The 19692-nt window shown below is 30.3% G+C and carries 15 protein-coding genes and 7 tRNA genes; 13 read left to right on the top strand and 9 right to left on the bottom strand.

From position 1 onward, the window contains the following. The first annotated feature begins 256 nt into the window (after nt 1-256). On the top strand, nt 257-1777 hold the full coding sequence (locus ACE193_RS12445; protein WP_375563314.1) for a TIGR00341 family protein: 1521 nt from the start codon (nt 257-259) through the stop codon (nt 1775-1777). A gap of 263 nt (nt 1778-2040) precedes the next feature. Here the strand turns inward: ACE193_RS12445 and phaC are convergent, their stop codons facing one another. Both phaC and ACE193_RS12435 read right to left on the bottom strand, forming a co-directional pair. Then, complete coding sequence (phaC, locus tag ACE193_RS12440; RefSeq protein WP_375563313.1) at nt 2041-3132, bottom strand: class III poly(R)-hydroxyalkanoic acid synthase subunit PhaC; 1092 nt, start codon at nt 3130-3132, stop codon at nt 2041-2043. Nucleotides 3133-3363: 231 nt separating this feature from the next. Then, nucleotides 3364-4851, bottom strand: a complete 1488-nt coding sequence (locus tag ACE193_RS12435) for a poly(R)-hydroxyalkanoic acid synthase subunit PhaE (RefSeq protein WP_375563311.1) — start codon at nt 4849-4851, stop codon at nt 3364-3366. Between the two features lie 712 nt (nt 4852-5563). Here ACE193_RS12435 and ACE193_RS12430 point away from each other — a divergent pair. The 4 genes from ACE193_RS12430 to ACE193_RS12415 all read left to right on the top strand — a co-directional run bounded on the left by ACE193_RS12430 (nt 5564) and on the right by ACE193_RS12415 (nt 11452). Continuing rightward, nucleotides 5564-7615, top strand: coding sequence for a 7TM diverse intracellular signaling domain-containing protein (locus ACE193_RS12430; protein WP_375563310.1), 2052 nt, complete (start codon nt 5564-5566; stop codon nt 7613-7615). 197 nt (nt 7616-7812) lie between these two features. After that, nucleotides 7813-9903 (top strand): 7TM diverse intracellular signaling domain-containing protein, encoded by a 2091-nt coding sequence (locus ACE193_RS12425; RefSeq protein WP_375563309.1) that lies wholly within the window; start codon nt 7813-7815, stop codon nt 9901-9903. 14 nt (nt 9904-9917) lie between these two features. Continuing rightward, nucleotides 9918-10712: an SDR family oxidoreductase gene (locus tag ACE193_RS12420; RefSeq protein WP_375563308.1), complete on the top strand. Its 795-nt coding sequence runs from the start codon at nt 9918-9920 to the stop codon at nt 10710-10712. A 344-nt stretch (nt 10713-11056) separates the two neighbouring features. Then, entirely contained in the window at nt 11057-11452 is a 396-nt protein-coding gene (locus tag ACE193_RS12415) for an MmcQ/YjbR family DNA-binding protein (RefSeq protein ID WP_375563307.1), read from the top strand. Nucleotides 11453-11467: 15 nt separating this feature from the next. On the opposite strand, the gene ACE193_RS12410 is transcribed toward ACE193_RS12415, so the two are convergent. The 5 genes from ACE193_RS12410 to ACE193_RS12390 form a co-directional block, all read right to left on the bottom strand. Then, nucleotides 11468-12565 carry a glycosyltransferase family 4 protein gene (locus tag ACE193_RS12410; protein WP_375563306.1) on the bottom strand — a complete coding sequence of 366 codons (1098 nt, stop codon included), beginning with the start codon at nt 12563-12565 and terminating at the stop codon, nt 11468-11470. 98 nt (nt 12566-12663) lie between these two features. Next, nucleotides 12664-13167: a histidine phosphatase family protein gene (locus ACE193_RS12405; protein WP_375563305.1), complete on the bottom strand. Its 504-nt coding sequence runs from the start codon at nt 13165-13167 to the stop codon at nt 12664-12666. 319 nt (nt 13168-13486) lie between these two features. Beyond that, on the bottom strand, nt 13487-14197 hold the full coding sequence (locus ACE193_RS12400; RefSeq protein ID WP_375563304.1) for an energy transducer TonB: 711 nt from the start codon (nt 14195-14197) through the stop codon (nt 13487-13489). Between the two features lie 30 nt (nt 14198-14227). After that, the gene (locus tag ACE193_RS12395; RefSeq protein ID WP_375563303.1) at nt 14228-14770 is read right to left on the bottom strand and encodes an energy transducer TonB; all 543 of its coding nucleotides are present in this window, start codon (nt 14768-14770) and stop codon (nt 14228-14230) included. Between the two features lie 30 nt (nt 14771-14800). Beyond that, the gene (locus tag ACE193_RS12390) at nt 14801-15235 is read right to left on the bottom strand and encodes an energy transducer TonB (protein ID WP_375563302.1); all 435 of its coding nucleotides are present in this window, start codon (nt 15233-15235) and stop codon (nt 14801-14803) included. 315 nt (nt 15236-15550) lie between these two features. Here ACE193_RS12390 and ACE193_RS12385 point away from each other — a divergent pair. The 8 genes from ACE193_RS12385 to ACE193_RS12350 all read left to right on the top strand — a co-directional run bounded on the left by ACE193_RS12385 (nt 15551) and on the right by ACE193_RS12350 (nt 17947). Further along, nucleotides 15551-15624 (top strand) — tRNA-Ile (locus tag ACE193_RS12385). A gap of 217 nt (nt 15625-15841) precedes the next feature. After that, nucleotides 15842-15913 (top strand) — tRNA-Asn (locus ACE193_RS12380). Between the two features lie 14 nt (nt 15914-15927). After that, nucleotides 15928-15999: transfer RNA gene (locus ACE193_RS12375), tRNA-Gln, on the top strand. A gap of 5 nt (nt 16000-16004) precedes the next feature. After that, nucleotides 16005-16075: transfer RNA gene (locus ACE193_RS12370), tRNA-Trp, on the top strand. 8 nt (nt 16076-16083) lie between these two features. Next, a tRNA-Phe gene (locus ACE193_RS12365) sits at nt 16084-16157 on the top strand. A gap of 6 nt (nt 16158-16163) precedes the next feature. Beyond that, nucleotides 16164-16236: transfer RNA gene (locus tag ACE193_RS12360), tRNA-Pro, on the top strand. A gap of 5 nt (nt 16237-16241) precedes the next feature. After that, nucleotides 16242-16315 (top strand) — tRNA-Leu (locus ACE193_RS12355). 510 nt (nt 16316-16825) lie between these two features. After that, on the top strand, nt 16826-17947 hold the full coding sequence (locus ACE193_RS12350) for a transposase (RefSeq protein WP_375559008.1): 1122 nt from the start codon (nt 16826-16828) through the stop codon (nt 17945-17947). 84 nt (nt 17948-18031) lie between these two features. Here ACE193_RS12350 and ACE193_RS12345 read toward each other — a convergent pair whose 3' ends face one another. Both ACE193_RS12345 and ACE193_RS12340 read right to left on the bottom strand, forming a co-directional pair. Beyond that, on the bottom strand, nt 18032-18250 hold the full coding sequence (locus tag ACE193_RS12345; RefSeq protein WP_375563300.1) for a hypothetical protein: 219 nt from the start codon (nt 18248-18250) through the stop codon (nt 18032-18034). A gap of 110 nt (nt 18251-18360) precedes the next feature. Beyond that, entirely contained in the window at nt 18361-19545 is a 1185-nt protein-coding gene (locus ACE193_RS12340; RefSeq protein ID WP_375563298.1) for a hypothetical protein, read from the bottom strand. Nucleotides 19546-19692: the final 147 nt, after the last annotated feature.

Here is a 19692-nt window from a genome sequence, read left to right as displayed (position 1 = left end):
TATGGGAAAATTATTACACCAAACGTCTTATTTTTACAAATGACAGAAAACAACACTTGAAAAATCTATAAATCTAGTTCTATAATTAATGGATAATTCAAAAAATCTGTGTTCCATTGTACCTAATGTATATAAAAAAAATAGTAGTTGCGATAATGATAAAAAGCACTTAAATTTCGGTTCTTAATTAGAAAACAGTATTTTAGTAACGCAAAAAGTAATTACAGGGTAACAATTATCTATCAAACTATAAGTTATGAATGAAGGATTAAATTCTGATACTGAAAATTCAGAAAATATAAATCATGATTATCCAGAATGGCAGCATGGTATTCGTGATTCTTGGGGGTTTATCAAAGATTTTTTCTTTCGTCTGACTCACTTAGCTTCTGACACTGATTTTGTTGGTACAGTAAAAAATATCAAGTCAGGTGTTGTTTTGGAAGGCTCTAATCTTTGGGTTCTGATTTGTTCCGTTATGATTGCCTCCATTGGCTTAGATTTGGACTCGGCTGCTGTTATTATTGGTGCGATGCTTATCTCTCCTTTGATGTCTCCTATTTTGGGGATTGGATTGGGAGCTGCCATTAATGATAGAGAAACACTTATAAAATCGGTCAGAAATTTTTTGAGTGCCATTATTCTGACTTTGGTTACGAGTGTTATTTACTTCAAAATTACTCCTCTAGGACTTCTGACAGACCAAATGCTTTCTCGTACAGAACCTAATTTATTAGATGTTTTGGTTGCTTTTTTTGGTGGTTTGGCTGGTATTATTGCAGGTTCTCGCACCGAAAAGACCAATGCCATTCCAGGGGTAGCGATTGCGACAGCTTTAATGCCTCCTCTTTGTACGGCAGGATTTGGACTTGCAACAGGAAAATGGGATGTTTTTGCAGGTGCATTTTATTTATTTTTCATTAATGCCGTTTTTATAAGTCTTTCTACGTATATGATTGTGCGTTTTTTGAAGTTTCCGTATGTAGAAGTTTTGAATCCTGTTTTGGCAAGACGTGCAAGAATTACGGCTTATATTGTTCTGACACTTTTACTTGTTCCTAGTGTAATGTTTTTGTTCAAAAAATTAACTGAAAATTTCCGTAATCAGCGTATTGCTACTTTTATTACTGAAAATATAAACCCCAATTATGATTTGAATTCGGTACAATGGAAGATAAAATTAGACTCTACCAATATTTATAGGCTACGTGTAATTAGTTTTGGTGCTGGAAGTTATATCAATTATGATTCTTTACTCAACTTAGAAAAAAACTTTAATAATGATGTAAAAGACTCATGGCAACTGACAGGTTTTGATAGTAATGATAGTGTACATATTGAACTAGTACAATCCGAAGAACCTGCAGACTCTGAAACTCGTGTAGAGCGTACTGTTATGAATAATGCAAAGCGTTATATTGAGATAAAATTTAGAGAAGAAATGGGAACATATAAGCAAAAAGACGAAATTATTACAGGAAAAGACAAAGAAATTGAAGATTTAAAACAAGAGCTTTTGTATGCAAGAGGTGATACTTTACCTTTCGAAACCATAAAAAATGAACTCAAAGCTATCTATCCCGAACTCAAAGAAATTGGTGTAGCAAGAGTACGACAAACTGATTTTGAACATGATTCGTTAGCATTTATGTTATTGGTAAAATGGGAAGGTGAACCTGCAAGAAATAAATATATACGCAAAAAATACGAAGACCGTTTGAAAAACTTTATTAATGTAAAACTCAAAGACAAGAAAATTGGAATTATTAATTATTAATTTCTATTCTCAAAAATGCAGAAGAATAGGGTGATTCATTCTGTATTTTTTTTCAATAAAAATGATTGTTACTGGGAGCAGAGTGAACAAGTATTATTATCAAACAACTTCTATCTATTAGAAACTAAAAAAGCATTTATTCCAAAAACTAGAATAAATGCTTTTCTTTAAAAAAAAACTGTCTTTGAGGCTCTCCTATTACTGAGAGCTTTGTATAACCTTTCCGTTGTTGGTGTCCCAACCAACGACATAATTATCTAAAATTAATCACGTTCTTTCAACCATTCTGAAACCTTTGGAGCAAGTTCTTTTTGAGAACGTCCACCTACAAAAACGCCTATGTGTCCACCTGGGAATTCGTATAAAGTCTTGTCTTTTGAGCCTACATTTTCATTCAAAGGTTTAGTTGCCGAAGGTGGAACTAAATGATCTTCAGAAGCATAAATAGTCAAAATTGGATTTTTTATATCACTTAAATTTACTGTTTTCTTTCCTAGCGTAAATTCTCCTTTTATGAGTTTATTGTCTTGATATAAGTCTTTGATAAACTTACGGTAACATTCACCTGCTTGAGAAGGACTATCGCCTACCCATTGTTCCATACGCAAGAAATTCATCATTTTACCTTTGTCTTCCATCATATTAGTAATGGTAGCCATTTTCTTGAATTTACTTAACGGTTTCAACATATCAAAACCCATATTCAAAAATTCTCCTGGTACAAGACCGTCATTTCCATCAACTACTTTATCAACATCTAAATCTCTTGACCATTTGAATAAAAGACCATCATCCGTATTGAAATCAAAAGGAGCAACAAGGGTAATCAAATTTTTGATTTTGTCTTGATTAAGAGCTGTATAAATTGTAGAAAATGTTCCCCCTTGACAAACACCAAGCAAGTTTATTTTATCAACACCATGTTCTTTTCGCACAAAATTGACACATGAATTGATATAGCCATTGATATAATCTTCCATTGTCAAATATCTATCAACACGAGTAGGATACCCCCAATCGATTAAATAAATATCAACACCACTGTCTAGTAAATTTCTGATAAAACTACGGTCAGATTGCAAATCCATCATATCAAAACGATTGACGAGTGCATAAGCAATCAATAAAGGCGTTTTGAGTTTGCGTTTTGAGGAAGAATAACGATATAATTTTACTTTATCTTCTTCCCAAACAAGCTCTTTTTGAGCTGTTGCGACATCAATTTCTTCTACTTCATTGAGCATTTGATAGCCTTTTACGAGCTTTTCAGTTTGCTCAGTAATTTCTTTTGTAAAAGATTCAAATACGTTGGTTTGCGTATTCTCGTGCTTTTTTTCTTTATTCTGAGTTGCCATAATAAAATTTAGTTTGTGTGTGTTTGTAGCACGCCCTTTAGGGTGTGAGTATTTTTGTGTAGAGATAAATATACAATTAAAAAATCTTTTTTTATCAAAAACCCCAACTTCACTATGAAGTCAGGGTTTTTATTGAAGGAAATGTTAGATTTCACTAAATACAGTTTTACTTAAAAAACGGTATTCACATTCTGAATAACTACTCAAACTCAGAATGATTTAGATTCAAAATTACTTGCTTGTAGCTTTCTTAGTAGTAGTTTTGGCACTTGTTGCCTTTGCTGCTGTTGGTTTAGCTTCTGCTTTTGTTTCTGATGTTTTTGCAGTTGTAGTATCTGCATTATTTTCTAGCTCACGGATGCGAGCTTTCAATGCGTGTACTTGTTTTGCAAGTTCATCAATTTCAGAATTCAAAACGACAGGGTAAGGAGAAAGAACTTGTTCCATTCCTTTATTGAAGCTCGTTTTCAAATCTAATTGAAGAGCCAAAACTTCACCTTGTAATTTAGAGAATTCATCGCCTTTGAAAATATCAATCATATTTCCTTCTAAGTGATTGAGCCAGTTCATGTAGAACTCATTGTATGTATTTACATTTCCGTCTTTTGCTGCTTCAAACATTTTAGTCATAAACTCTTCAGAGCTTTCTTTTACTGTTTTACCAATAATAGCATTCATATCAGCCATTTTAGTTTGGTAATCGAATAAAACAGCCTGCATTTGAGAGAAAAGTTTGATTGACTCTTTTTCTTTGCTTGGTGGCATTAATTTATAAAACGGAGCATACATTTTTTCCATACGCTCATATATTTCTTTACCAAACTGAGGGTTCATCATGTTCATGTCTTGCATGTTCATGTTTTCCATCATTTTAGACATGTCAAAGTTTTTCATGTCTGTTGGCATCATAGAAGAGAATTTTTCGATCATTTCTTTGTAAGGAGCGAACATTGGGTTGTTTGTCATCGTGTTACGATATTGTTCAACCATTTTGTTCATTTGTTCACTCATTTGTCCGAAATTGGCAAAGCCAAATTGAGAAGGGTTTTGAGCAAACATTCCTTTTGCCATTTCTTGCAATTTGTCCATGTTCATCATTTTGAAATACTCTTGTACATCAAAATTTTTGTTTTCAGTCATTTGCATAAATGGTTTCCACATTTCGTAGGCATCGAAATATGTTTTTGCTCCTTTAGTCATGTTTTCAAAAGCCTCTTGCATAGGTTGCATTGCTTTGAAAGCAGGGTTAGAAGTCATCATTTTTTTGCTCTCATTCATCATCTCGGTAGTAGAATCTAACCAAGTTTTGTAAGAGCTAGTCATCATTTCTTGCACTTTAGTTGCATTTTCTTGAATGTTCATAGGGTTTTGACCATTTGTATTAGTCATCTGAACCATTTGCATCTGACGGTCAGCCATTTCACTCATTGTGTCCATCCACTTTTTAGAAAGTGATGATTGTTGTTCCATCAGTTGAGTTACTTGTTCTGGCATAGTGTCAGAAGAAATTGTTTTTCCTTTTTCTACTGCTTCAGAAATGATACTTTTTTGGTTGTCATACCAATTTTTATACATGTCCGTAGCTTGCTCCATTACTTTGCCTTCTTTGGCAGCTTCTTGGAGCTGACGAGTAGAACCTACCCAGTTTTCCACGATTTTGTTTTGAGTAGTTGCCCAAAAATCTAACATTTCCTTCGTAGAATCCATTACGTTTGCCATAGTATATTTAAAAATTTAATTGGTAAAAAATAAGCACAATTCAAATGTACGAGGTATTTTTGAGACTACAAAATTCTGTATGCAAGCAGCTAAACCTCTCATTTTTAACGAAATAACTGGTTAATTTTGCAAAAAAGTCAATAAAAAAAAGAATATTTGGAAATACATCAATAAATCAACACAAAACAGCAGTATTATTGCGAAAAATATAATTTAAAAAAGTTGCACTATAATCCAAAACTCTGTAAATCAGTAAATTATAATTTAAAAAAAATGGTTTTTTATGCCAAAAACCTCTAATCATATCTTAAAAAGTGAAACTATTGTCTTTCTGTTACAGATAGATTAATTTTTATTTAACTCTAAAAAAAGCAATAAAAAATAAGTGAGTTAATAGGTAAATTTATAAAAATTGATTGGTGTAATTTTTTAAAGAAATTATTAAATATCCTAATCTACTATTATTCTTGTTCTATCGAACAATTAAAATTATACATTGTAGATAAAATATTTTTTCATTAAATTGTGCTTTATAACTCTACTACACCTTACTATTATTACACTATTGAAAGAATTATACTTCAACATATTTTTTCTGATACCTTTTAGTAAAAATAAATACAGAATGAATATTTCTTACAAAAAATGTTTTTTCTTCTGTTTTTTTTATTTGCTTTTTTTTTGTGGATTTGCACAATCTGTCTCTCCTATTTTGTTAGATAGCTCTGAGTATGGATATGCTATTACCAGCAAGTTGGGGTTATTTGAAGAAAAAGCAAGTGATAAACATACTATACAAACTATTCAAAACGTAGATTTTGTTGTTGAAGGTAAAGAAATTATAAATTTGAATAATGGAGTACATACCTTGTGGTTAAAAATACCTATTCAAAATAATTCTCAACGGACTCAATGGTATATAGAAGCTGGAAGTGGGCTAGTAAATATCCAAGCCTTCATTCCTACTACTGAAAACCCTACTAATTACAAACAAATTAATTTAGGACATTCTTTACCGTATGAAAGTAGAATTTTCAAAACAGATAGGTTTTTAATTCCTGTTGAAATTCCACCTAATAGGTTTACTACTATTTACATTCGTTTAGAAAGTGATTATTTTCAAGCTCCTTTTCATATTGCTCCTCTCAAATATTACTTTGAAAGAGATCACAAAGTAGATTTAGCTGAAGGATTATACTATGGTTTTGTATTAGTCATGTTTTTATACAATCTATTTGTTTACTTTACCCTCAAAGAACGAGGTTATCTTTATTATGTGGGGTATCTATTTTTCTTTGGATTGGCAATGGCTCAAGTCAGAGGACATGGATTTGAGTTTATATGGTCTAAATATTATTGGTTGAATCAATATGTTCCTATTCTGCATTCTTTAAGTGGTGTTTTTGCAAGTTTATTTTTAATAGACTTTCTTCATACCAAACGATACTCTTTATTTTTTCATCGCACTTTACAAGTAGTAATTTCTATATTTTCTATAGCAATAATAATAGGAATTTTAGGCTATAAATCAACAGCTTCTCTTATCAATCAAACCACAGTAGGGTTATCCGTATTTAATGCACTATTTGCAGCCATTTTTATCTATTATAAAGGATATAATCCTGCTAAATATATTATAGTAGCATGGTCAGCTTATTTAATTGGAGTTTTTTTATTTGTATTGGCAGGAGCAGGAATTATCCCTTACACTACTATTACTTCTGGGGGGATTTTATTTGGTTCAGCAATAGAAATGGTTTTACTTTCAGTAGCATTAGCTGCAAAAATAGATTTTTATAAAAAGGAAAAAGAACAAGTACAAAAGCAAATGTTTGAAGAGTCTGAAAAACATAGAGCATTTGTAGAAACACAAAATAAAAGATTAGAAGAACGAGTAGTAGAGCGTACAGAAGAATTAAATGTTGTTAATGAAGAGTTGTCTGTCAATCTTGAACGTTTGCATGAACAGAATATCGTTATTGAGAAAAAAAATCAAGATATTACAGCGAGTATAACATATGCAAAACGAATACAAAATGCAATGCTTCCTCGTTTAGAAGAAATAGAAAGTGTTTTTCCTAATTCATTTGTGTTTTTTGAACCTAGAGATATTGTTTCAGGAGATTTTTATTATTTCAAACAAATTAATAAAAAAGTAATACTAGGAGCTATTGATTGTACAGGTCATGGAGTTCCAGGAGCTTTTATGTCTTTGATTGGAAATGATTTATTAAATGAAATCATAGAAAACAAAACAGTGACTCAAGCATCTCATATTTTAGACAAATTAGATGAAGGAATCACAAAAGTGTTGCGTCAAACAGATACTCAAGTACGTGATGGAATGGATGCTGCTTTTTGTGTTTATGACATAGAAACTCAAATTATGGAATATGCAGGAGCAAGAAATCCTCTTATTTATATCGAAGATGATGAGTTGAAAATCATAAAAGCAGACAGAAAATCTATTGGAGGAAATTTCATCAAAAATCAACTCAATAAAAAATATTTTACTAATCATGTTTTGAATACAAATGAAACGGCTAGTTTTTACTTATTTACTGATGGTTTCCAAGACCAGTTTGGGGGAAAAGAGGATAAAAAATTTACTACTAAGAGATTTAGAAATGTATTATTAGAAGTAGCAAAACTACCTTTCTCACATCAACAAGAATTTTTAAAAAATACACTCAAAAACTGGATGGGTTATACCAACCGACAGATTGATGATATTTTAGTGTTTGGATTTAAAGTAGGAAAATAATAAAAGTGAAGTTTTGAGCTAAAGTGCTTTTGTATATTTTTTTTAGTAAATTAGCTGTCTGCAAACTCTCTCTTACTACTACTTACAATATCATATAATTGAAAAATATTTATTCTAAATACAATATAAACTTTGTTTTAAACAAAAAAACAAATTATTCTATTTTAGTATTTATACTAACAACTTTTTTTATATGTTTGCTTAACTCTGCTTTTTCTCAAGATATTTCTGTTATAGCCTTAGATAATGAAACAAAATCATACTCAATAGCCAACAGAATTGGTATTTTTAAAGAAAATCCAGATAAAAAAGAAAATATAGAAACTATACAAAATGTATATTTTGAAAGAGAGATAAATAAATTTATTAATCTTAATGGAAAAAATCAAAAAATTTGGCTCAAAATACCTCTACAAAATAAAACAGATTTAGACAAATGGTATCTTGAAATAGGAAGTGGAAGAGCCAAAATAAATGTTTTCATACCACAATCTGACAATACATATAAAAAAATAGAACTTGGATATAACAAGTCTTTCAAAGAAAGAATCCTCCAAACTGACCGTATTTTAATTCCCCTTCAACTAGAAAAAGAAGAATCACAAACCCTATTTATAAGTATTGAGAGTCATTATTTTCAAGCTCCTATTCATGTTGCACCTTGGGAATACTATTTTGAGAGAGACCATAAAGTAGATTTAGCTGAAGGAATGTATTATGGTTTTATTTTGGTTATGTTTCTTTATAATCTCTTTCTCTACTTTACACTAAAAGAAAAAGGATATTTATACTATATCATTTACCTACTTACTTTAGGCTTAGGTATTGCTCAGTTGAGAGGACACAGTTTTGAATTTTTGTGGGGAAATTATCCTTGGATAAATGACTATGACCCTATTATTTATTCTGTATCGAGTATTTTTGCGAATTTATTTTTTATAGATTTTCTTCATACAAAACGTAATGCTATAGTATTTCATCGCATATTACAAGGATTGATAGTCTGCTTTATTTTTATAATTTTTGTTGTCCTTTTCGGTTATAAAGCATTGGGTTCTTCTATGAATCAAGCTGCTCTTGGATTTTCGTGTCTTAATGGTCTTTTGGTAGCTATTTTTATCTATTATAAAGGATATAAGCCTGCTCAATATATGATTGTAGCTTGGTCATTTTATCTAATAGGATTATTTATTTTTATACTAGCAGGAGCAGGAGTAATTGACTATAACGATTTTACTTCTAGTGGTCTTTTGATTGGTTCTGCAATAGAAGTAGTTGTTCTTTCTGTGGCTTTAGCTGCCAAAATAGATTTCTATAAAAAGAATCAAGCAAAAATGCAAACAGAACTACTTGAATCATCTGAAAAACATAGAGTATTTGTAGAGACACAAAATAAACGATTAGAAGACCGAGTTGTCGAACGCACAGAAGAATTAAATGTAGTCAATGAAGAGCTTTCAGTAAACCTTGAACGATTACACGAGCAAAATATAGTCATTGAGAAGAAAAATCATGACATTACAGCAAGTATCAACTATGCAAAACGTATTCAGCAAGCCATGCTACCCAGTTTGGACGAAATTACAAGTATTTTGCCTCATTCATTTGTATTTTTTGAACCTAGAGATATTGTTTCTGGCGACTTTTATTATTTTCAGCAAGTCAATAATAAAATAGTTATTGGAGCAATCGATTGTACAGGTCATGGTGTTCCAGGGGCATTTATGTCTTTGATTGGCAATGATTTACTAAACGAAATAGTAGAATCAAAATCAGTCACTAAGGCTGCTCATATTTTAGATAGATTAGATGAAGGAATTACAAAAGTGCTTCGCCAAACAGATACACGAATTCGTGATGGAATGGATGCTGCTTTCTGTGTTTATGATTTAGAAACCCATGAAATGGAGTATGCAGGAGCAAGAAACCCTCTTATTTATATCGAAAATGGAGAACTAAAAACTATAAAGGCAGACCGACAGTCTGTTGGAGGAAATCTTATTAAGAATGAACATAACAAAAAAACATTTACTAATCATACATTAAATTTTACACAAAAAACAAGCTTTTATTTGTTTACAGATGGTTTTCAAGACCAATTTGGAGGAAATAATGATAAAAAATTTACAATTAAGCGTTTTAGAGAAGTTCTTTTACAAGCCTCAAAACTACCTTTTTCAGAACAAAAAGATTTTTTAAAAAACACACTCAAAAATTGGATGGGTTATACCAATAAACAAATTGATGATATTTTAGTATTTGGATTTGAAATAGACAAAACAAAATAAAAATAATACACAAAATGCTCTTAGACCTAACAGAAAAAATAGCTTTAGTAGCAGGAAGTACACAAGGAATTGGATTTGCAACAGCTCAGCTTTTTGCTCAAAGTGGCGCAACAGTAATTCTTTTGGCAAGAAATGAAGATAAACTAAGGAATATAGTTTCAGAACTTCCAACACCAAAAAACCAAAAACATGGCTATTTAGTAGCTGATTTTTCTTCTCCCAAAACTCTGCAAGATGCCCTAAGTGAGGCTCAAAAAGCAGGAAATTTTGAAGGAGCGCATATTTTGGTTAATAATACAGGAGGTCCTCCTCCAAACAAAGCACACGAAGCCTCTTTACAATCTTTTAGAGATGCTTTTGAGCAACATCTTATCTGTAATCAAATATTAGTACAAGCTCTTTTTCCTTTTATGAAAAAAGAAGAATTTGGAAGAATTATAAATGTGATTTCAACAAGTGTAAAACAGCCTATTGAAAACTTGGGTGTTTCGAATACAATACGTGCAGCCGTTGCAAACTGGGCAAAAACACTTTCTTTTGAAGTAGCTCAATATGGAATTACAGTAAATAATGTCTTACCAGGAACTACTTCTACATCAAGACTAGATGCAATTATTCAAAACAAAGCTAAAAATAATAATATCTCTGAAGAACAAGCTGCACATCAAATGAAGCAGTCTATTCCTGCACAACGTTTTGCAGAAGCTGATGAGGTTGCTAGTGCAATTTTGTTTTTAGCATCAGATAAAGCAAGTTATATAAATGGAATTAATCTTCCTGTGGATGGTGGAAGAACCAAAAACCTATAAAAATAATAAACTCAGAGAGTTTCTAAAATTTAATTTTCAAGACTCTTTAATTTCTTAAACAAAAAAAGGCTGTTCCCAAGTGGGAACAGCTTTTTGCTTCCTCTTTCTGCTTAATTGTCTAGTCTTTAATATATTTTTTTAAAAAAATAGCTATATCTTAGAATGGGTTGTACAATAGAATCGTTAGAATTTGTTAGCCTTACAATCAATATCAATAGTTATACTATCAAATTTAGTATAAATACTATTGTTTTACAAACTTTGTTTTATTTTTTTTCAAAAAAAACAAAGTTTTTCAGACACACTAAAAAAAACAAAATTTTTTCATTAAAAATCAATATACTATGGATATAGAATCATTTAGAGATTTTTGTCTTTCTTTTCCTGTTGTTACAGAAGGGTTGCCATTTGGAGAAGATACTTTAGTGTTTAAAGTAGAAGGAAAAATGTTTGCACTCATCAATCTCAAAAAACCTGATAGTTTTAATGTCAAGTGTGACCCAGAAAAAGCTGTAGAATTACGAGAAAAATATGACTGTATAAAAGCAGGTTATCACATGAATAAAAAACATTGGAATACAATCTATTTTGGAGGAATATATTCTGAATTTGAAACCTTACTTACAGAAAAACAACTCAAACATTGGATTCGTCATTCTTATGAACTTGTGATTAGCAAACTTCCAAAGAAGGTTAGAGCAGAGCTACAGAATGAATTAAAAAAAATGACCTCAGAATAGTAGAGAATGATAGATTTAAGTAAACATTCTCAAAAAATTCTCTGTATTTGATTGTACAGAATACTCATTTTGAATAGTTTGAAGAGCTAAAGCTCCCATTTTTTGTCTTTTTTGTGAGTTTTCTAAAAGAAAGGATAAATACTGTTTCCATTCATTTTCTGTATCTGCCAAAAAACCATTTTCATTTTGATTGATAATTTTTTTATTAACACCAATAGGAGAAATTACAGCAGGAACTCCCAAAGCCATGTATTGTAAGGCTTTAAAACCACATTTCCCTTCTGCCCATGCATCAGCCGTAAGTGGCATCACTCCAATATCTAATTCTGATAAATCCTTTATTTCAGTTGCTTTATTCCATTTTACAAACTCAAAACTCTTCAAATCATATTCTGTGTCCAAATTTGGATTTTGATTGCAAATAACACGAAAAACAAAATCATAGTGGAGTTCTAATTCCTTCAAAATAGGAATAATTATGTTTAAATAAATCAATGTAGAATGTGAGCCTGTCCAACCAATAATCGGCTTTTTGTTGGAGTTATGTTGATGTAAAATAGTATGTTTTTTTTCCAAATCAATCGTTGTTGGATTTAAAACAGCTTTTGTCGTAGAATTTGAAAACTCATTTGCATGCCGTTGTAAATATTCATTTCCTGTACTTATTTTATATGACCATTTACAAATTTTCTTGACTTTATTAGGAGATTTAAAAAAAGCTACTAATTTATTTTGAGAGGAAGTAGCAGGAATCCATATTGCATCATCAAAATCATAAATAATTTTTCTATAAAAAATCTTTGCCAAAATCCATTCTACATACGGAAAACCAATAGGTGTAGCTTCACGATATACAAAAACAAAATCTACATTTCTAGTCTTCCAAATATGCCAGAATCGTCTTAAAAACCCTTTCAAAACACCTAATACCTTTTTAAAAGTATGTCCTTTTTTATAAAGAATTTTATTGGTTTCTTCATCTAAAAAAGACAATAGTTCATAGTCAAAATTATTTTTTTTAAGAATATCCAAATACTGTTCGTAACGAAATCGCTGACCAGGAGCAATGTCGTGAGGATAAGGAACAAGAAATTTGATTGTCTTTTTTTTCATTGATTTTGGAATGCCATTTTAACAGAGTTCATAGAGAATGAACTATAAGTCAGTATAGCTATTTTTTTTGATACAGAAATTATATTCGTAATTAACTTTTAGCTTACTTTATACTTTTTAGGATATTCAAAAAAGCGAACTCTTCCCGAATGCCTTACTATATCACTCCACGAATCTACATCAAAGTCTAAACAATAAACTCCACTTGTAGGCATTTCTTGTACAGGTTCTTCTGCCAAAAAATCTACTAGATTACTAAAATCAGGATTATGTCCAACTAAAACAACCTTATTTTTGGTATCAAAAAGTGTATTAATAATTCTCATGTGAAAAGGAACACCTGTAAAATAAAGATCATCAGTCAAATGAATCTGGCTTTCCATAAAACCATAAATATCAAAAAAAATCTTTTGTGCTGTCTTTTTTGCTCGTTTGGCAGAACTAGACAATACCAAATCTGGAACAATATTTTTTTCAAACAATATTTTACCCATCAGAGGTGCATCATTTTTTCCTCTTGTATTCAATGGTCGTTCACGGTCTGGTAAGGTTTCATCTTTCCACGATGATTTGGCATGTCTGATAAGTATAAGAGTTTTCATCAATTCTATTTTTTCGAAGTAAAATTTTCACAAAGATAAGAGTTTTTTGAATGAAGATTTGTATAACAAACTTTTGATAAGACAAACTCACAAATTTTTATGGGTTCATTTAAAACAAATCAATCTAGTTATTAGCTTTGCAAACTGATATTACTCTGATAAATAAAGTTTATTTTTGACCTATTAGAGATATATTAAAAATTTTGTGTTTGTTCCTATGTCAATGCAACATCGTATATTTTTTGGTAAAGTACGAAGACCATTTGAAAAAATTATCAGTGCAAAACTCAAAGACAAGCAGACTGGAATTATTGATTCTTTATTCCGAAAAATGAAGAAAAATAGGAAAGTTCATTCTATACAACACCTTCTCTCCTTTATGAATGGCAGGCTTCCAAGTATAATTCTCATTTATAAACTCTAAGGTTTTCAAAAATCCTGCATTATTTTTTTCAGAGAAATTACTTTCTAGCATTTTGAAATCAGTCATTTTTCCTGTTGTATCTATTACAAATTCTATAATAACTCTTGTTCCTACTTCAGTTAGATTTTCTGCTAGTTTTAGCTTTTCACTTACAATCTTGTAAAAATTATCTTGCCCACCTTCGAAAATAGGTGAGTTTTCAACTATTGTATAAATTTTAGTTTCTTCTTTAAAAACAATAGGCAAACTCATTCTAGTTTTTACTTTTTGTCCTCTAAATAAACGAGGTTTCCAACTATAATTTTCAGACATCCATTTCATCAATCTCAAAACTTCATTATCACTTTTTTCAGAAATACCTTTTACAACCTTAAATTCTGATGTCCTTCCTGTTGTATCTACCAAAAACTGAATAAAAACCCTACCTACTTTATCATCAACAGAACGCAAATTTTCACCTACAATCTTATAAAAACTATCCATTCCTCCTTCAAAAGTTGCAGAATTTTCTATCTCATGAAAATAATAATCTCCATACGTTGTTTGAGCAGAAACAGAAAATCCACAAAACAAACTAAGAAAAATAGCTACACAAATAATTTTCATGGAATAGATAGTTTAAGGAATGGAATAGTTTTATCGTTTATAAACTTTGTCTGAATTTGGCTTTACTTTTTCTTCTCTTTTAAAAACGATAGGAATCCACATTCTGACTTTCACTTTTTTATCTCGCTGTTTGGCAGGTTTCCACATATAATTTTCACTTATCCAATTTATTATTCGTAGAGCTTCTTTGTCATTTTCTTCTGATAGACTTTTTACAATTTTTATTTCTGCAACTTTTATTTCTGTCATTTTTCCTGTTGTATCTATTACAAACTCTATAAAAACTTTTCCTGCTTTCATTGTTGCCGAAAAACGCATTTGATTATTGACAATTTTATAGAAATTTTCCAGCCCACCTTCAAAAGTAGCAGGTTGTTCTCCTCCACATCCAAAAATTACCTCTTCTTGCTCTACTTCTTTTTTAATTTCAACAGCAGGAATTTTAATTGAATTAAGAAAAGACAAATCAATTTCTATGTTTTGTAAAGAATCATTTAGTTCTATTGGATTTTGTCCAAAAACAGAAAATCCACAAAACAAACTAAGAAAAATACCTACATAAATAATTTTCATGGAATAGATAGTTTAAGGAATGGAATAGTTTTATCGTCTATAAACTTTTTCTGAATTTGGCTTTACTTTTTCTCTTTTAAAAACGATAGGAATATTCATTCTGACTTTCACTTTTTCACCTCGCTGTTCAGCAGGTTTCCACATATAATATTCATTTATCAAATTCATTATTCGTAAAGCCTCTTTGTCATTTTCTTCTGATAGCCCTTTTACAACTTTCATATCTGTTACTTGCCCAGTTTTCTCTACTACAAACTGAATAAAAACTCGTCCTTCTTTCATTGTTTCTGAAAAACGCATTTGATTATTGATAATTTCATAGAAATAGTCCATTCCACCTTCAAAAGTCGCAGATTGTTCTACAATAAGAATACAATCATATTTTTTTTCCTCATTTTGAACTTGCCCAAACAAAGAGAAATTGTAACTAAAAAAAATCAAAACCAAAAAAGTAAACCGTTTCATAAAATGGAAAGAATAAGTTTAAAAGAAATAAAATTTATACTTTTTACAATTCAGAGAAGCTAAGAAAGTAACACTCTAGGTTTCGTAATTTTTTAAGTTTTACTTAGTTATTGTTATTCCCTATCTCAGTAAAGTTTAGAAAGCAAAAAAGAATTAGAAAGTAGAAACTTAAACCGTCAAGACACCTTTGAGACTTCAGACAGATTTCGACAACATATAAATAATTTTGCTCCATTACGTAGTAAGGTGTTTTGTTATTTTTTTAATCTCTAAGGAACTATAAAAATTGAATGGGAGTTTGTAATAGCATAACATAAGATTATAGCTCAATTGGTCAGAGCGTCTGTCTGATGCACAGAAGGTCGTAGGTTCGAATCCTACTAATCTTACAATCTGCTCCATTAGTGTAATTGGCTATCACATGTCTCTTTCTAAGACATAAAAAGAGTTCGAATCTCTTATGGAGTACTAAAAAGGGAATTTTGTAGATACGGTAATCTGCACTAGACTGAAAATCTGAAGTTGTGAAACTTTCTAAGTTTGAAATAAGTATTCAGCGAAGCTAATCCTAGCATTCCCACAACAAAAAAGGAAAATAAAGCAAAAGAGAGTGTAGCTCAGTGGTAGAGCAATTGACTGTTAATCAATTGGTCGTAGGTTCGAAACCTACCATTCTCGCAAAAGACAACTATTGCCTTGTGGTGTAATTGGCAACACATCAGATTTTGAGTCTGATTTTTCAAGTTCGAATCTTGACGAGGTAACAACTACGTTCTTATCATAGTGGTAATGTATCGGTCTCCAAAACCGACAACAGAGGTTCGATTCCTCTAGGACGTGCAAAAAATGGAAGAGTAACTCAGCTTGGTAGAGTGACAGACTGAAAATCTGTTGGGCATTGGTTCGAATCCAATCTTTTCCACAACATATAGTGGTATATTAATTGGTAAATAGCTTGCTTTGGAAGTAAGAAAATGTAGGTTCGAGTCCTACTCACTATACAACTAGCGATATGACGGAACTGGCATACGTATTAGTTTTAGAAACTAAGTTTTAAGGGTTCGAATCCCTTTATCGCTACAAAACAACGTTATAGATAGCTTTAAGGCTATTTTTGTGTATTTGTCGCCAAAAAATAGCCAATTAGTAATATTACTCAACTCGTTTGCATTTGTTATACTCTTAGATTATTACAAAAAATTAGGAATGATAAAAAGCGAAAAAGAAAAATTCCCTTATAAGCCTGCAGTTTGTAAATGCTAAAAAACCGTATGTAGAACTTCATACGTGGGACAATGAAAAGAAAAAGTTAGTTAGGAATAGAACCTACAAAAATGCTAGTGAAGAACTAGCAAAACAGATAAACGAAGATTTTGAAGAAGATAATTATCATGTTCCTTCAAACCTTGAAAAACTTACCAAAGAAAAAGAAGCTAAAAAACAAAATGAAACGGCTGTCAATGCCTTTCAATTTACTTTTGAGAACGCAAAACCACGATTCGAAAAAGGTCTATAAGTAGTTATGGATATAGTACTGGACATGAGTTAAATTTTTGACAAAAAAAGGACAGAAAGAGTTAATTTAGAAGTGTGAAAACCAAAAAACTCTATTCCGTCCTGCTGAACAAATATACAAAGGAATTTTCAGATATTCCTATCCATTATGTTCACGCTACTTTGTTGCTTATTAGCTGTATTCTGATAAAAGAAACTGTTAATCTAAACAAATTAAAAAATCAAGTAGGTATTTTTTTAAATTCTCCTACTGTTCAAATTGATTCTCATTATAAACGGCTTACTCGTTATTTTTTGGATGTCTATGTTCAAAAAACACTATGGAAGCTGATTCTAGTTTTTAGTATAGGCTCTTTTTTGAATAGAAAAGACATAAAAAAAGAAATTTTCTATCTAGCTATGGATGGTAGTGTTTGGCAATTAGGGGAATATACCTATCATGTTTTGGTCTTAAGTGTTATTTATAGAAAAATGGCTATTCCTATTTTTTGGATCAATTTAGAACGAAAAGGTAGTTCTACTGTTGCTCATCGTAAAAGTTTATTAGCATCGGCTTTATTGTTATATCCTTTTTTAAAAAGATTTACAATTTTAGCTGATAGAGAGTATAAAGGTAGAGTTTGGTTTAGGTATTTAGAAGAACAAGGATATACTTACATTATTCGTCTTTGTAAGGGAGATTATCAATTAGAAGTTAAAAAATACCACAGCTTACTTAAAAAAGCTAAATCAGGCAAACTAGTAAGCCAAGAATTTGAAACTGACTTTGCAAAAAAACTAAAAATAGTGATTTCTTATAATGCTCAAGCAGCAAAAGAAAGTGAAAAGTTTGTCATTTTATTAACCAACAAATATCGTTTAACAAAGGAGAAAATTAGTGCTATCTATTATCTCAGATGGAAAATAGAGTGTTTATTTAGACATTTGAAAACAAATGGATTTCATTTAGAGGAGTTAGGAATGGTAAACCCAAGAAAAATTCGTGTTCTAATGGCATTAGTAATTGCATCTTTTTTACTCTGTATCTTAGAAGGAGTAAAAACAAAACAAAGAGTAAAAAAAGACAATGAATCCTTTTACGAGTCTGTTTTTAGAATCGGATATGGAAAAGTAGTATTTTATGCTACTTCTATAGACAAAATATTAAAAATAATAACCCAATTAGTGCAAAAATCTAAAACTCAAAATACAACCTAAATTAACACATGTCCAGTACTGTAAGTTATGGAAGTCATATAAAGGCACTTTGTGAGTTCTTAGAAGAAAATTATAAAGGTCTTACTATTCGTAATTTACAACAATCTCATATAATTGACTTGCTTGTTTTTTATCCAAATGAAGCCATAAACTTTCTAGTTCATCTTGATTAGAAAAATGATTATTTATACTCCTTAATTTCTTAACGATTTCTGCTAAATTTTTATCACTACTTTTATTTTTTCCACTCGTATCAAATAGATTAGGAATATTAAAATCTGGTATTTTATAGGCTGTCTGCATAATTTTGTTTTTCCTATTTAAACGGTTTTTTGGGGAAGTTGGTTTTTCGGAAATGAAAAAACCTTTATTTCTCTTTTATTTGAGGGAAATAACGGTTTTTTAAAATTTATTTACTTTTTGTATAGAGTTTTTTCTGTAATTGATATTATCTTATCTTCTTTCACCTCTTCTTTATTAGCTATATTTTCAAAAACATATTCATCTTCGTATTTAGGCTTTACATCTATTTTTATTTCTCCTTCTTTATCGAAATCACGAGCTAATAGTTTCCATTTTATAATAATTTGTTTAGTACAATGTTCTGGTTGTAGGTATAAATCAAAGGTAATTTTATCTTTCTGCACTAAATAATTGTTACTAGAACTATGGATTATCTTATTATCTTTAATATTACAATCACTTGTTTCAAAAACAGTAGCATTTTTGTGTTGCATTTCTTGTATTGAATCATAAAATTTGTATTCAATAGCATTAAATACTTTTACCTCTTCATTTGAAACTCTTGCTTCAAATTTCCAATTCTCTATCGTTGCATTTCCACTGTTCTTTAATGAAATTAAAACCTTGCATAAAGCTCCACTATAACTAGGAGGAGAATTGTAAAAAGTAGGATATGATACAGGTTTATCATTTTGTATTTCTTGAAGATAATTAGGTAGAAGATTAGAAAACCCTAATTGAAGTTTTTTGAGACTTTCTTGTTTTTTTTTACATAATATAGGTTCTTCTTCATGTACTTTTATTTTCCTAATATATTGAGGGTATATAGAATTCTCTTGAAGAGAGACTTCAATATCATGTCCTGTTTTTTTATCAATTATATAAGAAGAGAAGTATTTCTCTAGTATGCTCTGTTTATTCTCACAATACTCATTAAGAGTATCCCAACCCCAGTATTCAAGTGCAAATTTATAATTTCTTTCTTCTTGAATTTTTATTAAATATTCTTGAATTTCTGCATCATTTCTAAAAGTAGAAGTAAATATTAGTCTTGTAACAGAGAATTTAAGTTCCTTTAATCTTTTGAGTGTATCTTCGATATCTTTTATAAGAGCTTTTCTTATAACTTTATCACTTTTACCGATGTCCTTCAATTTACACTGTATCACTATTTTAGTTTGAGGAGAAAAAATATCAATTCCTCTTTGATTTTGTCCTTTTACTCCAAAAAGTTGATGATTTATATTATTTTCACTTTTAGAATATGAGTTGGTGTTTTCTATCACATTAAATAAATCACGCACAAAGAATTCAAAGTCTTTCTCGTCTTTTATGCAAGGCAGTTGCTTGTACATATATTTTTTGGTTTAAAATTGTTGTTTTACTCATATAACAATTTTTTCTAGTAAAAAAGTTTCAAATATGATTTTTACATAAGTTTTCCCTCTTCCACACTTTCCTATCTAAAAAAAAAATTACATATTGCATACGATTCTACTTCT

The organism is Bernardetia aquimarina, from assembly GCF_042180575.1.
Classification (GTDB): domain Bacteria; phylum Bacteroidota; class Bacteroidia; order Cytophagales; family Bernardetiaceae; genus Bernardetia.
This window is presented reverse-complemented; position numbering and strand designations above follow the sequence as displayed.

Coding starts and splice junctions, on each gene's coding strand:
- ACE193_RS12405 (WP_375563305.1), bottom strand. CDS start 13,167: ATGAAAACTCTTATACTTATCAGACATGCCAAATCATCGTGGAAAGAT.
- ACE193_RS12435 (WP_375563311.1), bottom strand. CDS start 4,851: ATGGCAAACGTAATGGATTCTACGAAGGAAATGTTAGATTTTTGGGCA.
- ACE193_RS12395 (WP_375563303.1), bottom strand. CDS start 14,770: ATGAAAATTATTTATGTAGGTATTTTTCTTAGTTTGTTTTGTGGATTT.
- phaC (WP_375563313.1), bottom strand. CDS start 3,132: ATGGCAACTCAGAATAAAGAAAAAAAGCACGAGAATACGCAAACCAAC.
- ACE193_RS12340 (WP_375563298.1), bottom strand. CDS start 19,545: ATGTACAAGCAACTGCCTTGCATAAAAGACGAGAAAGACTTTGAATTC.
- ACE193_RS12400 (WP_375563304.1), bottom strand. CDS start 14,197: ATGAAAATTATTTGTGTAGCTATTTTTCTTAGTTTGTTTTGTGGATTT.
- ACE193_RS12345 (WP_375563300.1), bottom strand. CDS start 18,250: ATGCAGACAGCCTATAAAATACCAGATTTTAATATTCCTAATCTATTT.
- ACE193_RS12410 (WP_375563306.1), bottom strand. CDS start 12,565: ATGAAAAAAAAGACAATCAAATTTCTTGTTCCTTATCCTCACGACATT.
- ACE193_RS12420 (WP_375563308.1), top strand. CDS start 9,918: ATGCTCTTAGACCTAACAGAAAAAATAGCTTTAGTAGCAGGAAGTACA.
- ACE193_RS12390 (WP_375563302.1), bottom strand. CDS start 15,235: ATGAAACGGTTTACTTTTTTGGTTTTGATTTTTTTTAGTTACAATTTC.
- ACE193_RS12415 (WP_375563307.1), top strand. CDS start 11,057: ATGGATATAGAATCATTTAGAGATTTTTGTCTTTCTTTTCCTGTTGTT.
- ACE193_RS12445 (WP_375563314.1), top strand. CDS start 257: ATGAATGAAGGATTAAATTCTGATACTGAAAATTCAGAAAATATAAAT.